General features: G+C 58.2%; 22 protein-coding genes. 14 read left to right on the top strand and 8 right to left on the bottom strand.

Features of this window, described 5'->3' with window-relative positions; genetic code table 11:
* Positions 1–3: 3 nt before the first annotated feature.
* The 8 genes from AB1763_09975 to leuA form a co-directional block, all read right to left on the bottom strand.
* A complete protein-coding gene (locus AB1763_09975; GenBank protein MEW5833150.1) occupies positions 4–2,013 on the bottom strand; it encodes a PBP1A family penicillin-binding protein in 2,010 nt (669 codons plus the stop codon).
* Positions 2,013–2,711 (bottom strand): ATP-binding cassette domain-containing protein, encoded by a 699-nt coding sequence (locus AB1763_09970; protein MEW5833149.1) that lies wholly within the window; start codon positions 2,709–2,711, stop codon positions 2,013–2,015. The genes AB1763_09975 and AB1763_09970 overlap by 1 nt, the downstream gene beginning before the upstream one ends.
* A complete protein-coding gene (locus AB1763_09965; protein ID MEW5833148.1) occupies positions 2,708–3,823 on the bottom strand; it encodes an aminotransferase class I/II-fold pyridoxal phosphate-dependent enzyme in 1,116 nt (371 codons plus the stop codon). The genes AB1763_09970 and AB1763_09965 overlap by 4 nt, the downstream gene beginning before the upstream one ends.
* Positions 3,820–4,572, bottom strand: coding sequence for a M48 family metallopeptidase (locus AB1763_09960; protein ID MEW5833147.1), 753 nt, complete (start codon positions 4,570–4,572; stop codon positions 3,820–3,822). Before AB1763_09960 ends, AB1763_09965 begins: the two co-directional genes overlap by 4 nt.
* Position 4,573: 1 nt before the next feature.
* A complete protein-coding gene (maf, locus tag AB1763_09955) occupies positions 4,574–5,128 on the bottom strand; it encodes a septum formation inhibitor Maf (protein MEW5833146.1) in 555 nt (184 codons plus the stop codon).
* Position 5,129: 1 nt separating this feature from the next.
* Complete coding sequence (locus AB1763_09950; protein MEW5833145.1) at positions 5,130–5,669, bottom strand: hypothetical protein; 540 nt, start codon at positions 5,667–5,669, stop codon at positions 5,130–5,132.
* Positions 5,666–8,221 carry an alanine--tRNA ligase gene (gene alaS, locus AB1763_09945; GenBank protein ID MEW5833144.1) on the bottom strand — a complete coding sequence of 852 codons (2,556 nt, stop codon included), beginning with the start codon at positions 8,219–8,221 and terminating at the stop codon, positions 5,666–5,668. The genes AB1763_09950 and alaS overlap by 4 nt, the downstream gene beginning before the upstream one ends.
* A gap of 92 nt (positions 8,222–8,313) precedes the next feature.
* Positions 8,314–9,981, bottom strand: a complete 1,668-nt coding sequence (gene leuA / locus AB1763_09940) for a 2-isopropylmalate synthase (protein MEW5833143.1) — start codon at positions 9,979–9,981, stop codon at positions 8,314–8,316.
* A 180-nt stretch (positions 9,982–10,161) separates the two neighbouring features.
* Here leuA and AB1763_09935 point away from each other — a divergent pair, with 180 nt between their 5' ends.
* From AB1763_09935 to AB1763_09870, 14 genes are read left to right on the top strand one after another with little or no spacing between them, the layout of a single operon-like run.
* Positions 10,162–10,617, top strand: a complete 456-nt coding sequence (locus AB1763_09935) for a prepilin-type N-terminal cleavage/methylation domain-containing protein (GenBank protein ID MEW5833142.1) — start codon at positions 10,162–10,164, stop codon at positions 10,615–10,617.
* 9 nt (positions 10,618–10,626) lie between these two features.
* Complete coding sequence (locus AB1763_09930; GenBank protein MEW5833141.1) at positions 10,627–11,100, top strand: type II secretion system protein; 474 nt, start codon at positions 10,627–10,629, stop codon at positions 11,098–11,100.
* Between the two features lie 37 nt (positions 11,101–11,137).
* Positions 11,138–13,990 (top strand): hypothetical protein, encoded by a 2,853-nt coding sequence (locus AB1763_09925; GenBank protein ID MEW5833140.1) that lies wholly within the window; start codon positions 11,138–11,140, stop codon positions 13,988–13,990.
* Positions 13,987–14,637, top strand: coding sequence for a type II secretion system protein (locus AB1763_09920; GenBank protein MEW5833139.1), 651 nt, complete (start codon positions 13,987–13,989; stop codon positions 14,635–14,637). Before AB1763_09925 ends, AB1763_09920 begins: the two co-directional genes overlap by 4 nt.
* Positions 14,638–14,639: 2 nt before the next feature.
* Positions 14,640–15,476, top strand: coding sequence for a prepilin-type N-terminal cleavage/methylation domain-containing protein (locus AB1763_09915; protein MEW5833138.1), 837 nt, complete (start codon positions 14,640–14,642; stop codon positions 15,474–15,476).
* On the top strand, positions 15,476–15,910 hold the full coding sequence (locus AB1763_09910) for a hypothetical protein (protein MEW5833137.1): 435 nt from the start codon (positions 15,476–15,478) through the stop codon (positions 15,908–15,910). The genes AB1763_09915 and AB1763_09910 overlap by 1 nt, the downstream gene beginning before the upstream one ends.
* The gene (locus AB1763_09905) at positions 15,907–16,359 is read left to right on the top strand and encodes a type II secretion system protein (GenBank protein MEW5833136.1); all 453 of its coding nucleotides are present in this window, start codon (positions 15,907–15,909) and stop codon (positions 16,357–16,359) included. Before AB1763_09910 ends, AB1763_09905 begins: the two co-directional genes overlap by 4 nt.
* 28 nt (positions 16,360–16,387) lie before the next feature.
* Positions 16,388–17,854 (top strand): hypothetical protein, encoded by a 1,467-nt coding sequence (locus AB1763_09900; protein ID MEW5833135.1) that lies wholly within the window; start codon positions 16,388–16,390, stop codon positions 17,852–17,854.
* Positions 17,851–18,480 (top strand): hypothetical protein, encoded by a 630-nt coding sequence (locus AB1763_09895; protein MEW5833134.1) that lies wholly within the window; start codon positions 17,851–17,853, stop codon positions 18,478–18,480. The genes AB1763_09900 and AB1763_09895 overlap by 4 nt, the downstream gene beginning before the upstream one ends.
* Before the next feature lie 5 nt (positions 18,481–18,485).
* Complete coding sequence (locus AB1763_09890; GenBank protein MEW5833133.1) at positions 18,486–18,836, top strand: hypothetical protein; 351 nt, start codon at positions 18,486–18,488, stop codon at positions 18,834–18,836.
* Positions 18,833–20,344 carry a secretin N-terminal domain-containing protein gene (locus tag AB1763_09885; GenBank protein ID MEW5833132.1) on the top strand — a complete coding sequence of 504 codons (1,512 nt, stop codon included), beginning with the start codon at positions 18,833–18,835 and terminating at the stop codon, positions 20,342–20,344. The genes AB1763_09890 and AB1763_09885 overlap by 4 nt, the downstream gene beginning before the upstream one ends.
* Before the next feature lies 1 nt (position 20,345).
* The gene (locus AB1763_09880; GenBank protein MEW5833131.1) at positions 20,346–21,137 is read left to right on the top strand and encodes an ATP-binding protein; all 792 of its coding nucleotides are present in this window, start codon (positions 20,346–20,348) and stop codon (positions 21,135–21,137) included.
* Positions 21,130–21,885, top strand: a complete 756-nt coding sequence (locus tag AB1763_09875; protein MEW5833130.1) for a hypothetical protein — start codon at positions 21,130–21,132, stop codon at positions 21,883–21,885. The genes AB1763_09880 and AB1763_09875 overlap by 8 nt, the downstream gene beginning before the upstream one ends.
* A 1-nt stretch (position 21,886) precedes the next feature.
* On the top strand, positions 21,887–23,299 hold the full coding sequence (locus tag AB1763_09870; protein MEW5833129.1) for a GspE/PulE family protein: 1,413 nt from the start codon (positions 21,887–21,889) through the stop codon (positions 23,297–23,299).
* Positions 23,300–23,413 lie beyond the last annotated feature (114 nt).

Here is a 23,413-nt window from a genome sequence, read left to right as displayed (position 1 = left end):
CCCCTAGAATACGAGCTGTTCGTTCGTCGCGGGGGTCGCCCCTTCGGTGCCGTCCGGGGCTTTTGAGGTGTCGGTGAACGCCTCGCTGCTGTTGCCCTCGCCGTCGGTCGCGATGTCGTATACCCCTGCGGGGCGGTCGAAATAGCGTTTTGTATTCGGATAGATGCGCAGCATGTCTTCGTAAAAGTAGCGGAAAGCCTGTCCGGCGGCGCGTCCTCCCGTCTCGCTGCGGCGCATCGGAGTATTATTGTCGTGCCCGAACCAGACGACCGTTTCGACGCTCGGCGAATACCCGGCAAACCAGGCGTCGACGTTTTTGTTCGTCGTCCCCGTCTTTCCGGCGATCTCGATCCCCGGAACGCGGGCAAACGTTCCCGTTCCTCGGTTCACGACGTCTTTGAGGATCGACGTCATCAGGTAAATCTGCTGCGGCGTGTTGACCTGGCGGCGTTTGTTTTCGTAACGGACCCGTTCTCCCGAGGGAGTAACGACCTCGCGCACCAAAATCGGGTTGGTGAGGCCTCCGCCGCTGGCGAACATCGTGTAGTATTTGGCCAGATCAAGAGGGGAGATCATCATCGTCCCCAGCGCCAGCGAAAGATCGGGAGGAAGGTTCTCGGTGATGCCGTACCGGCGCAATCCCTCGACCACTTTGCCAAATCCCATGTCGCTGACCATGTTGATCGTCGCCAGGTTGCGCGAATGGGTGAGCGCGTCACGGATCGTCACCATCCCCTTGTATTCGTTTTTGTAGTTTTTGGGCTGCCACGTCTTCTCTTCGCCGTCCGCCCCCGCATAGGTATAGGTGCGCGCGATGTCGGGGACCAGGGACGCGGGGGACATTCCGCTATCAAGCGCCACCTGGTAGATGAAGGGCTTGAACGCCGAACCCGGCTGGCGCTTGGCCTGAGTGACGCGGTTGAAGGGGCTGAGCGAATAGTCATACCCGCCCACCATGGCCAGAATCTCCCCCGTATAGGGATCGAGACTGATCAGGGCGCCGTTGAGCTGCGCTTGCATGTTTTCGTCCAGATCGCCCGCCTCCTGCGCCCGCTTGAGAATTTCGTCGCGACCCGACTGGAGCGCCTTGTATCCCGCCTCCTGCAGCCGCATGTCGATCGTCGTGTACACCTTGTAACCGCCGCTGCGGATGTCGGGAAACGCGTCGCCCAGCTGGCGCATGACCTCATCGATAATGTAGGGACCGGAGTTTTTGCTCAGCGTGTCGTTGTAGACCTTCGGCCGTTCCTGCGTCGCTTTTTCGTAGGTCGCCTGATCGATCCACCCCAGTTCGAGCATCCGCGCGATAACGCGGTTCGCACGTCCCAGACACAGTTCGTAGTTGCGGGTCGGCGAATAGAAATTGGGGGCTTTGGGAAGGCCGACGAGCATCGCCGACTCTTTGAGAGTCAGCTCTTTAAGCGGTTTTCGGAAATAACCGTCGGCGGCCGTTTTGATCCCGTAATAGCCGTGCCCCAGATAGATTTCGTTGAAATAGCGCTCGAGGATCTGCTCTTTCGTCAGCTGCTGTTCGATCCGGATCGAGTAGAGAACCTCTTTGAATTTGCGCGAAAACTTTTTCTCGCGGGTGAGGAGGGTGTTTTTGACCAGCTGCTGGGTGATCGTACTCGCCCCCTCTTTGAGCTTTCCGGCGGTGACGTCTTTGATGATCGCCCGCATGATCGCATCGGGATTCACCCCGTAGTGTTCGAAGAACATCGTGTCCTCGATCGCCAGCAGCGCTTCGATCAGTCGAGGCGGGATGTTTTCGTACGATACGTAATACCGGTGCTGGTCGCTGAAAAGGTTGGCGATTTTGTTGCCGTGACGGTCGTATACCTCGGTGGTGAGGCGCGGCTGATAGTTGATCAGGCGCTGGGTTTCGTATTCGAACGTGTAGATGAGATACCCCAGGAAACCGACGGGGATCAGAATCATAATTGCCGCCAAAGCCAGCAGATATTTTTTCATCCGGGCTTTCAGGGACAGCTGTTCGGGTTCATAAAGGTTCATCAAATTCTAAATCCTCTGTTTTTAAACTCGGCGTCGATTAACGCTTGGGTATATTCTTCTCTGGGAGCGGCGATCACTTCTGCGGTCTTTCCCGTTTCTACGATCCTGCCGCCTCGGATGACGCAAATCTCCTCGCACAACGATGCGGCGACCCCCATATCGTGCGTCACGAAAAGGAGCGAAAACCCCATACTCGACTGCAGCCGTCCGAGTAGGGAGATCATCGCCTCTTTCGAGGCGGGGTCGAGTGCCGTGGTAGGCTCGTCGAGCAGCAGCAGCCTGGGCATGCTGGAGAGGGCGATCGCCACGACGACGCGCTGGAGCTGCCCCCCCGAAAGCTCGGGCGGATAGCGCTCCAGCAACCCTTTTTCAAGCCCCAGAAGCGCGAAAAGTTCTTCGCTCCGTTCGCGCGGCACGAAAAGCTGGTCTTTGATCCGTGTCAGCGGAGAGAGGGCCGTAAAAGGGTTTTGCGGGACCAGGGCGACGCTTTTCCCCCGCTCCCACGCAAACGCGCACCGCTTTTGCAGTTGTACTTCCAGCCCCGGGTCCAAAAGTTCCAGGAGGGCTTTGAGGGTCAGCGATTTTCCGCTGCCGCTCTCTCCCACCAGCGCCAGAGAATTCCCGATATTCAGCGAAATATCGACGAGTACGCTCTTGCCGTGGGTAATTTTCAGCCGATCGATCAAGACGGTATTCATCGCGATATTTTATCCAATATCGGGACAAATCGCTCACATACCCGCCGTAAAACGTTTTCGTCGAGATCGAGCCGCGCGATGAGCCGGACGATCGCTTTTTTGACCGTCGGCTGGCGGATCGCGCCGACATGGACCCCAAGGTCGTTTTTGAGTTCTTCTTGCAACCGCATCACCTCGCGGTTGTCTCCGATCGGAATCGGAACGATCAGGCCCGGGACGTCGATCCCCAGCATCTCCTCTACGATGGCGCGGCGCGCTCGGATTTTGCTCCCCAGCGAGGCGGCGTTGGCGCGGATATAATCGAGGGCATGGTGCGCCAGCGCCGTATCGTACAGCGACGGAGCGGTCGCGTAGATGACGTTTTTCGCCCGGTTAACCAGATACTCGCATACGTGTTCGGAACACAGCGCGTACGCCCCGAAACTCCCGTACGCTTTCCCCAGCGTCCCCATTTTGACCATGAGCGGGGTGGGTGCGATGGCGTAATGGTCGAGAATCCCCATGAGCTTCGGCCCGATCACCCCGCTGCTGTGGGCCTCGTCGATCAGCAAAATCGTTTCGTGACGCATCGCGAGTTCGAGAATCGCGCGGCTGACGCAATCTCCCCCCATCGAATAGATCCCCTCGACCGCGACGACGATCCGCCGCCCCGAAAAGCGTTCCAGCGCTTCGGCGAGATACGCCGCGTCATTGTGGGGGAAAAAGAGCACTTCCCCCTCGCATAAGCGGGAGGCGAGGATGCCGCTTGCATGGTAATCCTCGTCCATGAGCAGCACATCGCCCTTGCGCACCAACGCTTCGATGAGGCCGATGTTGGCGTTGAATCCGCTCCCCATGACGATCCCCGCTTCGAAGCCGTTGGCCTCGCACAAGGCGCGTTCGAACGCCGCATGGACGGGGTGGTATCCCCCCACCAGCATCGAGGCCTTCGGGGCATGGTAAGCGGAACGTTCAAGCGTCTCGCACGCCGCGCGGTGCAACAGGGGCAGGTGCGCCAATCCCAGATAGTCGTTCGACGCCGCATCGAGCAACGCCTCGTCGGCAAGGCGGCGTTCGCGATAGCGTCCGGAACGTTTGAGCGCTTTGAGCTCGCCGGCGTAGGGAAGATTCATGGACGGACGGGAAGCTGCGCGATGTATGCGCGGATTTCGGCGATCCGCTCTTCGTCGGCGGGGTGGGTCGAAAGAAACGCGGGCGGTTTCTGCGACGATCGGGAGAGGCGGGCCATGTTTTCCCAGAAACGGAGCGCCTGGAGGGGATTGTGTCCCGCTTTCCACATCAGGTAGATCCCGATCTGGTCGGCTTCGTGTTCGAATTTACGGCTGTAGGGGAGGATCAGCCCAACCTGCGAGGTGATGCCGTACGCCTGCGAATAGAGGTTCTGGTACTGTGCGGGAATGTTGAGCGCGGTGGCCAGCACCTGCGCCCCGATGTTGCTCGCCGTCTGCATCGAAAGACGTTCGGCACCGTGCCGCGCCAGGGCATGGGCGATCTCGTGTCCCATCACCGTAGCGATCTGATCGTCGTTTTCGGCGATCTTCAAAATCCCGGTGTAAAAAAAGACTTTTCCGCCGGGAAGACAAAAAGCGTTTGGGGTCGCGTCCTCGATGACGTTGAATTCCCAGGCGAAATCGCTCCGCCCGCTCACCGCGGCGATCCGTTCGCCGATCCGCTTGACCCTCGCCTGAAGCGCCTTATCGGTGCTGAGTTTGGATTTCTGGAGTACCTTTTGCGCTTCGCTGGCCCCCAGGCTCATCTCCTGATCGGTCGAGATCATCATAAACTGCGTCCGGTTCGTCACCGGGGTCGTCGCGCACCCCCCCATCAATACCGCCGCCAGAATCAACGCACGCAACGTCATCTCAAGCCTCCCCCATGAATATTCTGAGGATTTCGACGGAAAGCCCCATCGCGGTGCTCTCGAATCCCCGTACTTCCCGGATATAGGGTTTGCAAAACCCCTCCACCATGCACGCCCCCGCTTTCCCGCGCCATTGCCCGCTTTGGAGATAGCGCTCCAGGTCCTCAGGTTCGAAGGGATCGAAAAAATAACGGGTTACCGACATATCGATCAGTTCCAGACGGGGGGTTTTGTAGATCATACAGGTAATGATATCGGTTTCCGAGCCGCTTTGGGTAGCCAGTATCTCCCGTGCATCGGTTTCGTCCTTGGCCTTGCGGAGGATTTTTCCCCCTGCCGTTACGACCGTGTCGGCCACCAGCAGGGGATAATCGGCACATCCGAAGGCTTCGAAATTCGTTTTGTATTTTCCCAGCGTCGCCTGGTAGACAAAATTTTTCGGGGAGGTCGCGAGAATCGAATCTTCGTCGAAATCGACCGATTGCTGGACAAAAGGGATTCCCGCGTTCTGAAGCAGTTCGGCGCGGGTGGGGGAAGAAGAGGCCAGCCGCAGCATGTCAGGCGTGGGCGCCCCGCAAAAAGACGCCGAGATAAATCGCCGCGATTCCAAGAGCGATATTGACCGGAACCATATACTTGGCGATCAGAGCGAGCATGGTTTTGGCTTCTTCAATATTGCCCGCTTTCAATGCTTTTTCGGCTTTGGTGCGGCGGTACATCATGGCAGCGAGGTTGAGCGCCATCACCAGCCAGATCGCCTCTTTGATGTGGACGGTGTTGTAGAGGCTCATCGCATAGTCGTCGATCACGTTGCCCGACGCGTCGAGCGCCGCGGCGCGGAAGCCCAGCCCCACCGCCATAAAGATCGCCGTAAGGATCAGGATGACGACGAACGGCCACACGATGGAAAAGAGGCGTTTCAGCGTATGCGCGGCACGTTCAAGACGAAGTTTCGGATCGGCGATCATCGAGAGCGACTGATGCGCCGCAAAGCGGACCGCAATCATCCCCCCGACCCAGACGACGGCGCTGAGCACATGCAAAAAGACGATCAGCGTCCGGTGGTCGGCGAACGTTTCGATAATAAAGGCTTTCATGCGCCAAGCTCCCGCGTCACGTACGAGAGAGCGGCATCTTTGGCTTCACCCAGTTTGGAAGCGTCTTTTCCGCCCGCCTGGGCGAAGTCCGGACGTCCGCCGCCGCCGCCGCCGAGAATCGGCGCGATGGCTTTGATCCAGTCTCCCGCTTTGAGGGAGGTGTTTTTCGCTCCCGCCGCCAGCATCACCTTATCGTCCTTCACCTGGAAAAGCATGACCGCGACCGAATCGTGGGCGTTTTTGAGCTCGTCGATCCGCTCTTTGATGTCCCCCGCGCCCAGTTCGGCGACGACCACGGCGGTAGAACCCATCATCGTTACGGCGAGTTCTTCTTTGGAAGCCGATGCCAGTGCGCTCATCTCGGCTTTGAGGGTTTTCACCTGCTCTTTGAGCCGCTCGATCCCCGCCAGCACGTCGCGGTTTTTGACCGAAGCTTCGACCTCTTCGAGAAGATGGCGCTGCGCTTTGAAGAGGTTGTAGGCCGCGTTGCCGCACACCGCTTCGATACGGCGTACCCCGGCGCTTACGCCGCTCTCCTTGACGATGACGAACGTCCCGATGGAGGCGGTGTTGTCGACGTGGGTTCCGCCGCAGAATTCCACCGACGCGGTTCCGAAATTGACAACGCGGACCGTATCGCCGTATTTTTCACCGAATTGCGCTTTCGCACCGCTTTTTTTCGCTTCGTCGATGCTCATTTCGCGGGTAATCCCCTCGAGGGCGTGAAAAATGTGCTGGTTGACCCGCTCTTCGACGAGGGCGATCTCCTCCGCACTCATCGCTTTGGGGTGGGAGAAGTCGAAGCGCAGACGGTTATGCTCGACGAGCGAACCGGCCTGGCTGATGTGGTCGCCCAGGATATCAAAAAGGGCGGCGTGCAGCAGGTGGGTCGCCGAGTGGTGTTTGGCGATCTCGTTGCGGGAAGGATCGACGATCGCGTCTACCGTTTCGCCGACGCTGAGCGTCGCTGTCGTCTCGATGTGCGAGAGGTTGAGGCCGTGGAATTTTTTCGTATCGAGAACGGTCGCTTTGTCGCCGAGCGTTCCGGTATCTCCGCACTGTCCGCCGCTCTCGGCGTAGAACGGGGTCTCTTCGAGGAGCACCCACCCTTTTTGACGAGCGCTGAGCTGGTCGACGCGCTCGAAATTTTCACCCAGCAGTGAGAGTACTTTGACCGGCGCTTTGGTGTAGCCGTAACCGATGAACGTATTGAGGCCGAAGGTTTCGAGAAGGGTTTTGAAATCCCCCTCGACGTGGGCGTCTCCCGAGCCTTTCCATGCCGCTTTGGCGCGTTCGCGCTGCTCACCCATGAGCCGCTCGAACGTCCCGGTATCGAGACTCATGTTTTTCTCGCGAAGCATGTCCTCGGTCAGATCGAGGGGGAAGCCGAACGTATCGTAGAGCTTGAACGCCACGTCGCCGCTGAAGACCTCTTTGGTATTTTTAAGCTCCTCGTTGAAGAGTTCGATCCCCGACTGGATCGTCTTGAAGAAACGCTCTTCTTCGAGCATGATCTGCTCTTTGACGACGGCGAGTTTTTCGACGATGTAAGGGTATTGTTTCCCCATCACTTCGGCTACCGTATCGGCGACTTCGAACATGAACGGTTTGGTAAACCCGAGCAGATAGCCGTGGCGCACCGCGCGGCGCAAAATCCGGCGAAGGACGTACCCGCGCCCTTCGTTGGAGAAGTTCGTCCCCTGCGCGAGCAGGAACGTAACGGTGCGGATATGGTCGGCGATGACGCGATACGATGCGCCGGTGGCATAAACGTAGGGCTTGCCGATGAGGGCTTCGACCTTGCGGATGATCGGCATGAACAGCGAGCTGTCGTAGTTGCTCGTTACCCCTTCGAGGACTGCGGTCGCCCGCTCCAGCCCCATACCCGTATCGATGGAGGGCTTGGGAAGCGGCTTGAGTTCACCTTTGGCATTGCGCTCGTACTGCATGAATACGAGGTTCCAGATCTCCAGGAAGCGGTCTCCGTCTCCCCCCATGTAGTCCTCGGGACCGTTGAAATGTTCGGCACCCTGATCGATGAAGATTTCCGAACACGGACCGCAGGGGCCCGTGTCACCCATCTGCCAGAAGTTATCCTTGTCCCCAAGACGCATGATCCGATCCGCGGCGATGTGTTTTTTCCAGATCTCTTCGGCCTCGTCGTCGCTTTCATGGACGGTGACCCACAATTTCTCCTTCGGCAGTTTCATCACCTCGGTGACGAATTCCCACGCATAGGCAATCGCCTCTTCTTTGAAATAGTCGCCGAAACTGAAGTTTCCGAGCATCTCGAAAAACGTGTGGTGGCGGGCCGTATGGCCGACGTTTTCGAGGTCGTTGTGTTTTCCGCCGGCACGGACGCAGGTCTGGGCGCTCGTCGCACGCGGGTTGGCCGGGATCGGGATATCTCCGGTGAAGACCGATTTGAACGGAACCATCCCTGCGTTGGTAAAGAGGAGGGTCGCATCATCGGGAACCAGCGGCGAACTGGCAGTACGCTCGTGTTGTTTGGATTCGAAAAAGGCCAAAAAGGCTTCGCGGACGTCTAACATAGGGTTACTCGCAATAGTAAAAATTGCGCGATTATAGCGAAGAAGTCGTAAAAGAAGAATTAGGAGAGGATTTCCCGCGCAGGCGGGAAACTTTACGAAAACGCGCGGTTCAGCGCACTGAACATCGCCTTGATGGAAGCGACGGTGATATCGCTGTCGCGCCCCACGCCGAAGAAACTCTCCAGTTTCTCCGTCTGAATCTCGATGTAAGCGATCGCCTCGGCGCTGGAGAGCTCCCCATGCGAATGCTCGCTGTAGCAGAGGATCTTGAACGGGTGGGAATATTCGACCATCAACGCGTTTTTGCACGCATCGATCGGGCCGTTCCCCTGCCCTTCGCTGCGGATCGTTTTGCCTTTGTGGCTGTATTCAAGGACGCATTTGACCAGCTTGTCTTTCGCGCTCTCGCTGATCACCGAGTAATCAAGGAATTCGATGTCGTGCGGTTCGCCGAAATAGGTCTTCTCGAAAATCCCGAATATCTCCTCGCTCGACAGTTCCCGCCCCGCTTCGTCGGTGACGTGCTGGACGATCCGGCCGATCTCGGGGTGCATCTTTTTGGGGAGCGAATAGCCGAACTTGTCTTCAAGAACGTAGGCGACCCCCCCCTTGCCCGACTGGGAATTGATCCGGATGATCCCCTCGTAATTGCGTCCCACGTCCTGCGGGTCGATGGGGAGATAGGGGACTTCCCAAAACGCGTCGTGCTTGGCCCGCTGATACGCAAGCCCTTTGTTAATCGCATCCTGGTGCGATCCCGAAAATGCCGTGTAGACGAGTTCCCCGACGTAAGGATGGCGTACGTGCGTTTCGATGTCGGTGCACCGCTCGACGGTGCGGACGACCGTGTCGAGGTCGCTGAAATCGAGTTCGGGGTCGATCCCCTGCGTGTACATGTTGAGCGCGAGGGTGATGATGTCGACGTTCCCCGTCCGCTCGCCGTTGGCCAGCAGCGTCCCCTCGACCCGGTCGGCACCGGCGAGGAGCGCCAGCTCGGTCGCGGCGACCGAGGTTCCGCGGTCGTTGTGGGTGTGGGTCGAAATCAACACGTGCTCGCGGTGGATCAGATGGCGCCCCATCCATTCTACCTGATCGGCGTAGACGTTCGGCGTCGCCATTTCGACGGTGGCGGGGAGGTTGATGATCACCTTGCGGTTTTCGTTGACCCCCCAGCGCTCGATGACGGCGTTACAGATCCGTGCGGCGAATTCAAGCTCCGTCCCCGTGAAACTCTCGGGGGAATATTCGAGCATGATCTCGCCGTCGTGTTTCTGCGCCCGGGCCTTGACCATGTCGACCCCTTCGAGGGCCAGCGCGATAATGTCGTCTTGCTCTTTGCCAAAGACGATCTTGCGTTGCGCGATCGAGGTGGAGTTGTAGAGGTGAACGATCGCTTTTTTGACCCCTGAGAGGGCTTCGAACGTCTTGTCGATCAGGTGTTCGCGCGCCTGGACGAGCACCTGGATCGTCACGTCACCCGGAATCAGTTTCTGATCGACGAGGGTGCGCAAAAAGTCGAACTCGACTTTCGACGCCGAGGGGAATCCCACTTCGATGTTTTTAAATCCCAGTTTCAGCAATAGGGTGAAGAGTTCAAGTTTCTGATCCAAATTCATCGGTGTCACGAGCGCCTGGTTTCCGTCGCGAAGATCGACGCTGCACCAGATGGGAGCACGGGTGATGGTTTTGGTTGGCCAAACGCGGTTCGGCAAATCGACTTGGGGATAAGGGCGGTATTTGCCCATTTTCGTATGTTTCATGGTGAAACCTCTTTGTTTGAACTCCTCATCGCCTTTGCTGAAGGGGCAAATGAGTAACGTGATTATAGCGAAAAGCCCTTTGAGGTCATTAAACATTAAGGAAGTTTGGACGATAATGTTTATCTAAAGCATTCCTGAAAAACGGAATGTAATCATCACAGTATCGGAGATTTATCGAATATGAAACGTAGTGCATTCACGCTCATCGAGCTGATTATGGTCATCGTCATCATCGGGGTTTTGGCGGCCGTCGCGATCCCGCAGTATCTGAACCTGCAGCAAAACGCGGAAGTCAAAGGGGTTATCAAAACGACCATCGACACGGCAACCAGCGCCATCAACGCCGCGGTCAACCGCGTAGGGCTTGAAAACGACAGCGAATTCACCCTCTCCGAACTGGTCAACGTATCGGGCAAAGGGTGGTCATACGACGCCAACGACACCAACGGAACGTACAACTACATCACGACGGAAGGGACGGTCGCGACAATCCGCCTCAACCTCGCCGACCGCAGCGTGCAGTATCTGATCGATTGTGACAACTTCGTCGATTCGGTCAGTCAGTCAAAATGTCTGAGCGACCTGAACGTCAGCTCCGTTACGGGTGCCGATCTGAACAAAACCGTCACTTACTAAGGTTTGGGCATGACCAAACGGGAAGGGTTCACCCTCATAGAACTCATTCTCGTCGTCGTCATCGTCGGGATCCTCTCGACCCTCGTGATTCCGCGGTTTGGGGATCTCATCGACAATTCGAGAATCGCCTCGGAGCTCTCAACCGCCTCGTCGGTCCAGAGCGCCATCGACGCGACGCACGGGGAGTGGATCACGAACGGGTGTATGTTCACGTGGGGGAACGAGCAGAACTCTTCGCTGCTCAACAGCTATGGCTACCCCGAAGCCGAAGCGATGGGAGATGCCGCCAACCCGTTCAAAAACCTGCTGAAAAATGCCGAGAACGGGGAATGGGTCCGCAACGACGCGTTCACTCCTCCCCGCTATTACGGTCCGGCAACCGGAAACAAGACCGAACATCGCGGCATTCCCAACAAACCCGACGGGGACGATTACTGGGAATACAATTCGACGACGGGCGTCTTTAAACTGATCGAACCCTGATCTTCCCACCCGCCGGCGCTCATAAGGAAACGTCAACATGAAAAGAGCCCTGGGTGCCGTGCTGTGGCTGTTACTCACCCTCGTGAGCTACGCCGACGACGGAACCCCCTACACTCCGCCCGCCACTATCATGAACCTCAACTGCGCTTCTCCCGCGGCGCAAATCCGTACCGTGACGGCCAACGAACTCTACACCCAATCGGGGCTTTACCTGGAGATGGTCGAGATCTATTTCAACGAAACGACGACGATCAGCGGCTGGCGGCTTTACATCAACGACCACAACACCCACAAATACATCGACATCGGCAGCGGGCTGGGGGACGTACGCTATCCCGACGGCTCGACGGGAAGCGACACCGCCGCCACCTATCCCAAAGGGACCATCATCGTCTACCAGATCGACGATCTCGACCCCTCCGACGGAGAGGTGTTCATCGCCAACACGACCGCCCCCCTAAGCGAGGGGGCCGCCGTGGTCGTCGATTATTTCAACTACTACAAAAACAAGCAGTACAATTATTATGCGGTCGCTTCCTCTTCGTGCAGCCTGGTGATGAACAGCGTTGACCCCAATCTCCAGTCGTTTGCCCGGCTCACCGACGGGAGCGGCGACTTTTACCAGACCTATCCGGGAACCGACGAAGAGATCACCCCCTCGCCCGGCGTCCCCAATACCGATCTGCTTCCCCCGGATTCGAATTTGAGTGCCGCCGTCTCGATCGAAGCGCTCTTTGATCGCACCGAAGCCTACAGCGGCGATACGGTGACCCTGACCCTGCGGATATCCAACCCCGCCCTCGGATCGATCGGCGTCACCGACGTCAACGTCTCCAACCTCATCCCCGCAGGACTCTCCTACGTCTCAAACGACGGAGGGACGCTGCTTGATCCCCTGATGCCCTCAAGCCCCTACGGAACGGTCGTCTCCACCTCACCGCAGTTTTTCTGGCGACTTGTGAACGGCTCTTATCTCCTCTCGCTCCCTACCGGTTCGAGCGCCGAAATCAACCTGCAGCTGCAGGTCACCGCCTCTGCAGGGACGACGATCACCGACACCGCGACCCTCTCGCTCAAACAAAACAACACCGGCACCGCAAGCGCCTCCGATACCCTCAATGTCATCACCTACGTCCCCCCCTTCGGAGGACGCTTCGATGCCTGGGACCCGTTTCGAAGCATCGCCGACCGGAACATTTCGACCAAAATCGCAGGTAAAAGCTTCACCCTCACCGTCGCGTCGCTCGATGCGGCCCGCACCTCGATGCAGGATTTCAACGGCACGGTATGCGCCGCGATCGTCGATGGAAGCGGCACACCGATCACCGGCTGGGCGCAGCTGCTGTTTGCCTCGACGCAGACCCAGAACGCCCTTTTCAGCGTCGCACGGGCCGTCGGCGGCAGCGATTACGCCGGGGTGAGGCTGCACTGGAAACGCGGCGTCACCCTCCCCTGCCCGCTGGCGAGCGAAGACAACACGACCCTCGCGAGCGACTATTTTTCGGTCCGTCCCGCCGCGTTTGCGCTGAGTGCGCCGCAGGGGATTGCCGGGAGCGATTTCAACCTCACCTTCAGCGCCCCCGATTTTACGGCCGCCCCTACCGCCGGATACAACGAAAGCGCCGGAGCCGGGTTTGGCGTCAGCTACGCCGAACACAACCCCGATTGCGTCAGCGGGACGCTGAATCCTTCGCCGTTGTCGGGGTGGGCCTTTGCGGAAGGGACGCGGGCGTTTACGACCCGTTACGCCGAAGCGGGAGTGCTCGACGTCAACATCTCCGATACTTCGTTCCCCTGCACCGCCCGTTTCACCCGAATCGACTGCGACGACGCCAACGTCAGCGACGGGAGCGCGTTTACCGCCGACCTCCTTCCGATCGGGAACGCCCATGCCCAAATCGTCTTCAAACCGCACCGTTTCGACATCAATGCGACGCTTGCAAACTTCAACGCAGGGGAGTTCACCTATCTCTCGAACGATCTGAACATGTCCGCCCAGCTCGACGCCAACGTCACCGCCAAAAATGCCGAGGGGAACGTCACCCGCAATTACACCGCCGGATGTTACGCCAAAACCGCCGGGGTGCAGTTTTCCTATTCACCTCTCCCCTCGGCGCTGGGCAAAGTGTTTTATTACGAGCTCTACGGCGCGGGAGAGGGGAACGTCACCAAACCCTCCCCCGTCGCGTTCGCTCTCTCACCCGAACGGTTCGTGCAGGGATCGGCGGTGCTGAAACTGGGGATCAACTTTGACCGCAGCCGCTCCGTTGCGCTGAACCCTTTTGATTTCAATCTGAGCGCCCTGGACGTAGACGATGCCGACGGCGTCGAGGGGACGACGCTCCCGACGGGAACCGCGACCTTCGTCTACGGTCGGGCAAGGGGATATGACCTCTCCACTGACCAGACGAACGCACCCAACCCCATCGAGCTCGAGGTCTACAGCTCGGTTCCCACGCCCTACGTCGCCGGGATGCCCCAAAACGTCCTGGGATGGTACCGCAACCTGGGGCACTCTTCCCTCGCACAGGGGGGGGTCCTCAGCGGAAACGATTACCCTACGACGACCAAAACGGGAGTTTCTTCGAGCCTTTCGATCGATCCTTCCCCCCTTCCCTTCAACGGAGTGCATCCGATCCGTATCGTCAATCCCGACGGCGTTGCGCATGCCCTGATCCATTTGGAAATTCCTTCGTGGCTGTGGTACTCTACGGGGTACGATTACAGTTTTGCCGACGGCACCACCTGCTCGCGCCACCCGTGTTTCGATTACCGTTTTTTCGGAACGGCCCCCGTCGGCGGCGTCACGAGCGGAAACTTCACGGGATCGGATTTCCCGCTGACGCCGGCGAAAAAAATCATCCAGAAGGGGGAGAAGGTATTCCGATGAGACGCGCACTCACCCTGATCGAGCTCATCCTCGCCACCGTCATCATCGGGGTCGTTTTCACGGTCATTCCCCGCCTCATCCACGCCCTCAACCAAACTTCACAGACCGCTGTCAAGGAAGAGGCGATGTACAATGCGATGACACTGATGGGCGCCATCGTCAACCTCCCCTGGGACGAAAACAATACCCTCCACCCCCAGATCCTGCACGTTACCCACGGCAATCCCGCTTACGAGTGCAATACGACCGGGGGCTACCGGATCGGCGGGTTCGTCGGCGGACGCAACTGCATCGAACCCGCGGGGATCGATTACAACGCCTCATCACCGGGAGCGGAGGGAAGCGACATGAACGACGTGGACGACTACGCCCTCCCCATCGACACCGACAGTAACTGTTCCCGCAGTACGGGAGAAAAGCTCTACACCCTCACCCCAACCGTCGTCTACGTCGCCGATCCTCCGCCGGCGGGAACGGCGCTCCTCTCCGCCGTTCCCCTGGCAGCCGGGTCCAAAAGCAACACCAAATACGTCACCGTCAAAGTAGGCTACCATGTCGACCACCGCCACAGCGGATGCATCGGCGTGTTGCAATACCACGCCTTCAACATCGGTACGGCACAGATCAACTCGATCCCCTGGAACTGACGATGCGCCGCGGCTATACCCTGATCGAAATCATCCTCACCGTCGCCATCGCGGGGATCCTCTCGATGGGGATGTTCAAAGCGCTCGAAGCGATCGCTCTGCGCTCGGAAAAGGCCAAGGCGTTCAGCACCCTTTCGATCGATTCGCAAAGCGCCCTGGATCAGATCAGTTCGCTCCTCTACAACCGCATCCCCTTCTCAGCCGTCGGGTTCGACTTCAACGACACGCGTCCCTACCGCCCGCTGGATGAAGTGAACGACAAAACGATCCTCGAATGGTACGGCTCGGCGAACGAGGGCTATCTGGCGGGGGATTACAGCGGATTCGTCGATCTCAACCGCTCCGATTTTGCGACCCGTACCCTCTACTCCCCCGACACGAACCTCTCCGCCCTGCTCGCCCGCGAAAAAATCAAATGGAACGATCCCGCCCTCGATTTTTCCGACCTGCTCCTCGTCTTTTCGGGAACGACGTTCAAAGGCTACGCCATCAGCGGTAGCCTTCCGAACGCGATCACGCTGGGCGGCACCCCGCCCGAAACGATCTACGAGCAGTACCGCATCGCCGATTCGGCGTACGCGCTCACCCGCAAAGAACACGCCGCGTCATGCTTTCCCAATCCCGCGTTCGACGACGACACCCTGCTGCTGTTTTACAACTACCGCCCCTGGAAAGGGGAAAATTTCTGCGACGGGGAGGTCACCGTCGTCGCCACCGGCGTCAACGCGTTCCGCGCCCAGATGCTTAACGGCACGATCCGTCTCTCCATCGACATGAACCGTCCCGTCCGCGGCAGCCTGAACCCCGTGAAGCTCTCCAAACAAAAGGTGGTGTTCTGATGCGCCGCGCGTTTGGACTGCCGCAGGCATTGACGATCCTCATCTTCGTCGGCGGGATTGTGACGGTAACCCTCAAATACGCCTCCATCAACGTCAACCATTACGTCGACAGCTACACCCGCGAGCAGGCCGAGCTGTTCATGCAAAGCGCGACCGAAGCGGCCTTGCTGCGGATCAGCGCCTTTGACCGAAGCGGCGGCGGCTGCCTGAGGGAACTGAACGTCACGTCCCCAGATCAGCGCTTTAACGCGCTGGTGAGGGTGGAACGCTACTACCTCGCCGACGGCTCAGGCTGCACGAACGTCCCTTATACCCCGATCACTTATACCCCCTCGCACGGGATGCTCAGCATGAGGGTCGTCGTGACGACCGCCTCCGGCGCCAAAGTGCTCCATCCGATCCGGCTGGAACGAAGGAGTCTGCAACGCCCATGAAAAAAGCGTTTTCCCTGTTGGAATTTATTTTCGTCATCGTCCTCATCGGTATCGTCAGCGGCATCGGTTTTTACACCTACCGCTCCAACAACGCCTACGAAGACGCCCAGTACGCCCTCCTCAAACTCAAAGAGGCGCGCTACCGCGCGATCGGGTACGACGGGGTGCAGTCGCAAGGGTGCGTCACCCTCACCGAAGCGGGCCTCGAGGAGAACGCCACCTCCGCACACGATATCCGCTCGACGATCACCCACACGGGGCGCGGCGATACCGTCTGTTTCGACGCGCTTGGCCGCCCCCACGATATGGGGTATTCGATCGCTCTCGAGAGCCTGATCCACGCGCCGATCGACATCACGTTTCACAACGCCGACGATGAGCAAGAGAGCGATGTCCTCATCCGTCTCTTTCCCCAAAGCGGATATGCTATAATCATGTACAATAATTGAGCACATTATCTACGAACAAAGCGGACCGATGCCCCTGAACACGATTCTCTACATTGATCATGACGCGACATCGACCTACACGGACGGAGTATTCGGCGAACCGGACGGCCGCGACATTCAAAAAATCCCCTCTGGGGCTATCGTCCCCCTCTCCCTGCTCAACATCCACACGCTCAAACTCCCGAACCATCTCAGCGAGGAAGAACAGAAAATCCTCGTCGAAATCCGGATGTTCGAAGAGGGAAATCTCGAGAACAACGAAGAATATACGATCGCCTACGTCCGCCATGACCTTCCGAGCGAGAACAGCTACCTGTTCGAAGCGTTTGCCCTCTCACATGCCAAAGCAGCCGAGTATTTTTCCGCCGCCCTCGCCAAAACCCGATCGATCGACCTCATCGTACCCGCCATCATGGTGTACGGATCGTTTTACGACGGCACCACCCCGCCGGGGAAAAACGACCTTTTCCTCCATTTGGGCGACAACGAATCCTACGCCGCCATCTACCAAGAGGGGCATTACATCGCCCACCGGAGCCTGGAGAGCCTCGCCGCGCTCGCCGCGGAATGCGGCTGCGAGCGTGAAACGCTGTTCAGGGTTCTCTGGGAACGGGGCGTCGTCGAGGATAACTATCCCCCCGAAGAATCGGCCAAATGCCTGCTGATCCAGGATGCCCTCTCGCGCAACGTCGAACGTCTGGTCCATACGATCAACCACAAGCGCGGACTGTTCGGCCTCACCGAAATCGACCGGATCTATCTCGATTTCAAGGGACATACGATACCGGGGCTGGAGAGCGTTTTCGAGGCCTACGGCATCACCCGCGCCCCCATCGCTCCGATCACCAAAGGACACCCCGCCGACGACGCTCTCCACGACTTGCTGTGCGCCGAACACCTCGCAGGGCAGATGGGAAACACCTCTTTCAACCTCTCCCCGTTCGAACGCCAGGCACCGTGGTACCGGCGCGAAAGCGGAAAGTTCTTAAGCGTCATCGCCGCGTCTGTACTCGTCGCCCTGGCAGCGCCGTTGGCGATATCGTGGCAGATTTCGGACGAAACCCGCCGCAACGCGGAACTGATCCAAACGCTCTCACGCATCGAAGGGCAGAGCAGTGAACTCTCATCGACGCTCGGCGACCGGATGCGGCAGCTCGAAAAGGCGCGTCACGACGCCGAAGCGCTGAACCGGGAAATCGATATGGTACGCGGCAGCCGCGAAACCGCCGAGCTGATCGGGCAAATGCATCTCAAACGCCAGCAAATGCTTCTCGACGTCACGTCCGAGCTGGGGCGCTACCGTCTCGGAACGCTGAGCATGGAACAAAACGGTTCCAAAGGGATGGCGCTGCATGTCGTCGCCGACTACCGTAAACGCGACGACATCGCCAAACTGATGAGCGGTCTCTACGCCCTGGGATACCAAAACGTGCAAACCGACGAGATCACCCTGGACAACGACACCTATAACGCCGTCGTGAAGGTGACCCGATGAGTCGCATGGACTACCGTCTCGAGATCCTCGACGGCCAGCTCGAAGCCTACGAGCCGTTCAAACGGCGGCTCATTTACGCCATCATCAGCGCGGGGATCCTGATGATGAGCTGGATGTTTTTCATCTCCGACACCCTGGACAAACTCTCCGCACTTAAAGACCGAACCGCAGAGCTCGAAACAACGGTCGAACGCAATTCTCCCGCGGCTTACCGGGAAAAAATCGCCCGCGTCAATCATGAATTGGCTCAGAAAAACGACGAACTCGAACGGCTTCGCCAAAACAAAATCGCCCTGCTCGAACAGATGTCCGATTCGCAGGGGCTATTGTTCGACAACCGCCGCTATGCTAAAATGCTGGATATTCTACTGGAACGTTCCCTGAAGCTCGGCCTCGAAATCGAGACGATGGAATCGGTCGATACCGACAAAGTGTTCTACGGAAAAGTCAAACAACTCAAGCAACTGACGGTTACCGGGAACGGAAGGTTCCCCGCCGTCGCGGAGTTTTTGTCGTTTGCCGAAGCGCAAAACACGCTGGTTCAGGTCAAAAGCGTCCACATACGCGCCGGCGAGAAGAACCCGCGTTTTACCGCCGTCATCCTCTACATGGGGATCGAAATATGAGGAGAATGACCGCATGGATAATTGCCTGCCTGATCGTTTCAACCGCACTGGACGCGCAGATGTATGACCCATTCCGCAAAGCGGCCCGCCCTAAAAATGCGAATCCCTCATCCGCATTGCTCCCCCCTCCGCCGATGCTCGCCGCACCGCAGCCTGCGACGGTGACGCTGGTGAGCGCGGTAATGAACGACAAAGCGTTTATCAACGGGGCATGGTACCGCGTCGGCGACAAGGTCAACGACCGGGAAGTGGCCTACATCCAAAACCGTTTCGTCGGCCTCAGGGAAGGGAACCGCCTCGTCGTCTTCGGCGTCGGCGCTACCCGCCCGGTCCTTCGGGCCAAGGATCTTCCGTGAGAATATTTTTCCTGACGCTGATCTTTGTTTCGGCCCTGTTCGGGGCTCAGGAGTGCGACAACAAACGGTTCAGCCTCAACGCCTACCAAAACCGCGGAAGCGGGCTTACCCTGCTCGATCTCGTGCGCGACGTGGCGCAGACCTGCAACATCAGCGTCGTGTTCGAGGACAACCTCGCCCGCGAAAAGCTGATGCAGCCGCTGGACATGGTCAATATCCAAGACTACAGCGTCCCCGAACTCTTTGCGTTCATCTTCGACGAACACAACCTTTTTCACACCTACGACGCCCAACGCGGGGTCGTGAGGGTCTCCTACACCAAAACGGTCAACTTCAACGTCGATTACATCAACATGTCTGAGCTGGTGACCGAATCGACCAAATCGATCACCGTGGGGCCGGGAACCAACGCCGGAACCTCTTCGGGGGGCTACGGTACGACCGGAAATGTTGCGGGAACCGGGAACAACGTATCGGGATCGGGAAACCTCAGCAGCGGGTCCAACACCGACTATACCAAGGTCCGCGCAATTTCGACGTTTACCTTCTGGGATCAGCTCAAAGAGCACATCCAGCAAATCCTCCAGGTCGACGACGCCTACAACGAAGCCCTCCACAAAACGATGGTTAACCGCGACGCCGCGGTCGTCAGCGTCACCGCGACCAAACGCCAGCTGGCGGAGGTCAAACGCTATCTCGACAAACTCGAATCCCGGATGCACGCGCAGGTGATGCTCGAAGCGCACCTCATCGAACTCACGTACAACGACTACAGTTCGGTGGGGGTAAACTGGAGCAACTTCAGCCTCGCACTGAACGGTACCTATTCGAACAGCTTCAACAACACCGGGGTCGCCAACCCGGTTTACAAATTCGGTATCGATTTCAACCCGGCCGGGCTGATCGATTTTCTCAAAACCTACGGGGACGTCGAAGTCCTCTCGAACCCCAAAGTGCTCACCCTCAACAATCAGCCCGCCGTCATCAACGTCGGACAGCAGCTGAGCTACCTCTACCAAAACGGCAGCATCATCGGCACCACTTCGACCCCGACGACGACGACGAACACCCTCGGATCGGTCTTCGTGGGGCTGACGCTCAACATCATCCCCGAAGTGACCGAAGAGGGTTACATCATCATGCGGATCAACCCGATTACCAGCGAACTGATCGACGACTCGGAGCTCTCCGGCAACGGGGGGTCCTCCTCTTCGACCACCCAGACCGAGCGGGCGATGCCTCCCGATACCCGCGTCAAACAGATGACGTCGATCGTCAAGGTCAAAGACTCCCAAAAAGTCCTCATCGGCGGGCTTATCGAGAAAAAAATCGATAAAAACGACACCAAAGTGCCGCTGGTCGGGGATATTCCCCTCTTCGGTCGGCTGTTCCACAACACCACCGACACGGTGCGCAAAAGCGAACTTTTCATCCTGATTACCCCGACGCTGATCAAGGAAGACACCCTTCCCACGATCGACGATGCGGTGCTCAAACGGTTTGACTGACATGACGACCTGGCTCAAAGCGGCGGAACGGTTCGAAGAGCGGCGGAATACGCAGGACTATTTCGAAATGCAAAGCGCCCTCTCGGCGATCGATAAAATCGCTACCTGCCTCGACGAAAAATTCCCGCAGCCCGTTTACCTCATCGGGGAGCCCGGCAGCGGCAAAACCTTTCTCCTCAACCTCCTCTACGACCGCTGGTACGAGAAACGCCACGTCATCCTGATCGAGACCCCTTTTATCACCCCTTTGAGTTTTCTCTACCAGCTCATCCGCCACAAGGGGGTCGTCGCCGAAGGGGAAGACATCGAACGGCTGCGGGTGCAGGCGACGGAGCTCTATCGCGGCACGGACCACGTCGTCATGATCGACGAAGCGCAGCTGCTCAGCGTCGAAATGCGTGAGTTCGTCCGGATGCTCAGTGATTCACAGGCGTTCTGGTTTCTGTTGGCCATGCACAAAAAAGAGGGGGAGGCGATCTTGCAGGCCCCCCATTTCAAAAGCCGCCCCCACCGGGTCGTCGAACTCTCCTGTCTCACCCCCAATGAATGCAAAAACTACCTCTACCGGGAGCTGCTGCGGATCGGCTATGCCGACATCGACGAGCTCTCCCCGGCCCTGATCAAAAAAGCACACCGCATCAGCGGCGGCAACTTCCGGAATTTCAAAAAGCTCTTTTACCATTTTTTCCATCTGCTGCACTACACCAACGCCCACCGGAAAACGAAATACCTCCGTCCCTCGTCGTGTACGATCACGATGGCGGCGATGAGCGCGGAGCTGATCCATGATTGAGAATTTCGATCAGCTCGTCGCCCGCTGCCAGGCCTCAAGACGCCGCCGTATGATCCGCATCTCGCTGATCGTGACGGGGATACTGCTGTTTCTCATTGCCGGAATTTCGGCGTATCGGGTATGGTTCGCCCCCCAAACGCCGCCCCCCTCGCATGCGGGTTCCCCGACAAAAGCGCCGCCGCCCATTCCCGCGCCGATTGCTCAAAACGTCCTCCCCGCGGTCGACGAGCTCAACGAAACCGCTCCCTTCACGCACCAAGAACCGTCCAAAGGCGGCCAAGGGCGGGCATCCAAATATCCGCCCAAGACCCCGGCCGCGGCACCCCTCCCGCCAAAACCCTCGGCCGCAGGCGAGCCCGTATCCCCCCAGGCTTTGCCCGAGATGCCCGAAGCACCCTCGCAGCCCCGCGACAACACGGTCCCCGCGATCCCCTCTCCGCCCAGCACGCTGTTCCAGGTCAACACCCAAAGCGCCCTCAATCCGGTAGACGCCTATTACAACAATCCCAAATACGAAACCGCGATGGCCGCCGCCCGCGATTTTTATGCCAAAGAGAACTACATCGACGCCGCGATCTGGGCCAAAAAAGCCAACCGCATCAACCGCGAGGGGGAAGAGTCGTGGCTGCTCTACGCGCGGGCGATGCACGCCCAGGGGCGCACGGCCGAAGCGATCGGCATCCTGGAGCTCTACCTGAACTACAAAAATTCCAAAGCGGCCGCCGACCTGATCCGGACATGGAGATGAGATGATACGCCCGCAAATACACCTCGGCGACCTGCTGATCGAAAAAGATCTCATCACCCCGGCCCAGCTGAACCAGGCACTGGAAAAACAAAAAGAGTCCCGCTTCCTCAAAAAGCTCGGGGAAATCCTCATCGAAGAGGGATTCATCACCCAAAAAGAGATCGCCGTCATCCTCTCCAAACAACTCAATATCGAGTTTGTCGACCTTTACGGCCAGAAAATCGACCTCCACGCCCTTGAGCGTTTTCCCCTTCCGCTGCTCGTCGGCGCCGAAGCGATCCCGTTTAAAGAGGACGAAGACTACGTCTACGTCGCCACCTCCGACCCGTTCAACTACGAAGGGCTCGATGCGCTCGAACGCAACATTGCGACCAAGCCGCTCAAAATCTTTCTTGCGTTCAGCACCGACATCAAACACATTTTCCAGCGCCTCGAGATCGTCAAAAAAACCCAGACCATCGCCCAGGAGATCAAGCGCGAAATCAATAATGAAGGGCTCAAGGCGGCCAATGCCGAATCGAGCGCCGTCATGCAGCTGATACTGCTCATCATCAAAGACGGGATTCTCCGCCGCGCCAGCGATCTGCACGTCGAACCCGATGCCCAGGGGATGTCGGTACGCACCCGGGTGGACGGGATTTTGCAGGAGACGTTCGTATTCGACCTCGAAATCTACACCGCACTCACGTCGCGGATCAAACTGCTCGGAAATCTCGACATCTCCGAACGCCGAAAGGCCCAGGACGGCCGTTTCAGCCTCGAAATCGGCGTCAACAAATACGATTTCCGCCTCTCGACCACCCCGACCCTGTTCGGCGAATCGATCGTGATGCGGATCCTCGATCAGCAAAAGATCCTCCTCAACCTCCACGAACTCGGCTTCGAAAACAAAAACCTCGAGCGATTCAATGAAATGATCCGCTCCCCTTATGGGATCGTCCTCATCACCGGTCCCACCGGGAGCGGAAAAACGACGACCCTCTACGCCGCACTCAATGAGATCAAAAGCATCGAAAACAAAGTGCTCACGATCGAAGACCCGATCGAATACCAGCTGCCCCTCGTCCAGCAGGTGCAGGTGAACGACCGGATCGGTTTCGGGTTCAACGAAGCGCTCAAATCATTTCTGCGCCAGGACCCCGACATCATCCTGATCGGGGAAATCCGCGATTTCGAAACGCTCAACTCCGCGGCACAGGCCTCCCTGACGGGACACCTGGTTTTATCGACCCTCCACACCAACGACGCCCCCAGTGCCATCGGGAGGATGGTCCAGATGGGACTTCAGCCCTATCTCATCGCCGATTCGCTGATCGGGATCGTCGCACAGCGGCTGGTGAGACGGATCTGCCCCGAATGCAAAACCGAGGTCAAACCGCACAAAAGCCTCTTCAAAAAAATCGGGTCTCTTTAAAAAGTGGTTGATTTCCATTTTTGACCCTCTGAAACTTAAACGTCAAATCTCATCTGTCCAGACTCTAGCATCTGAGCCAGCTTATCGATTGACACACCATAATTGATAACCTCA

Source organism: Campylobacterota bacterium (genome assembly GCA_040752835.1).
GTDB lineage: Bacteria > Campylobacterota > Campylobacteria > Campylobacterales > Sulfurimonadaceae > Sulfuricurvum.
The sequence above is the reverse complement of the archived record's forward strand: the minus strand, read 5'-3'. Positions and strand labels throughout refer to the sequence as shown.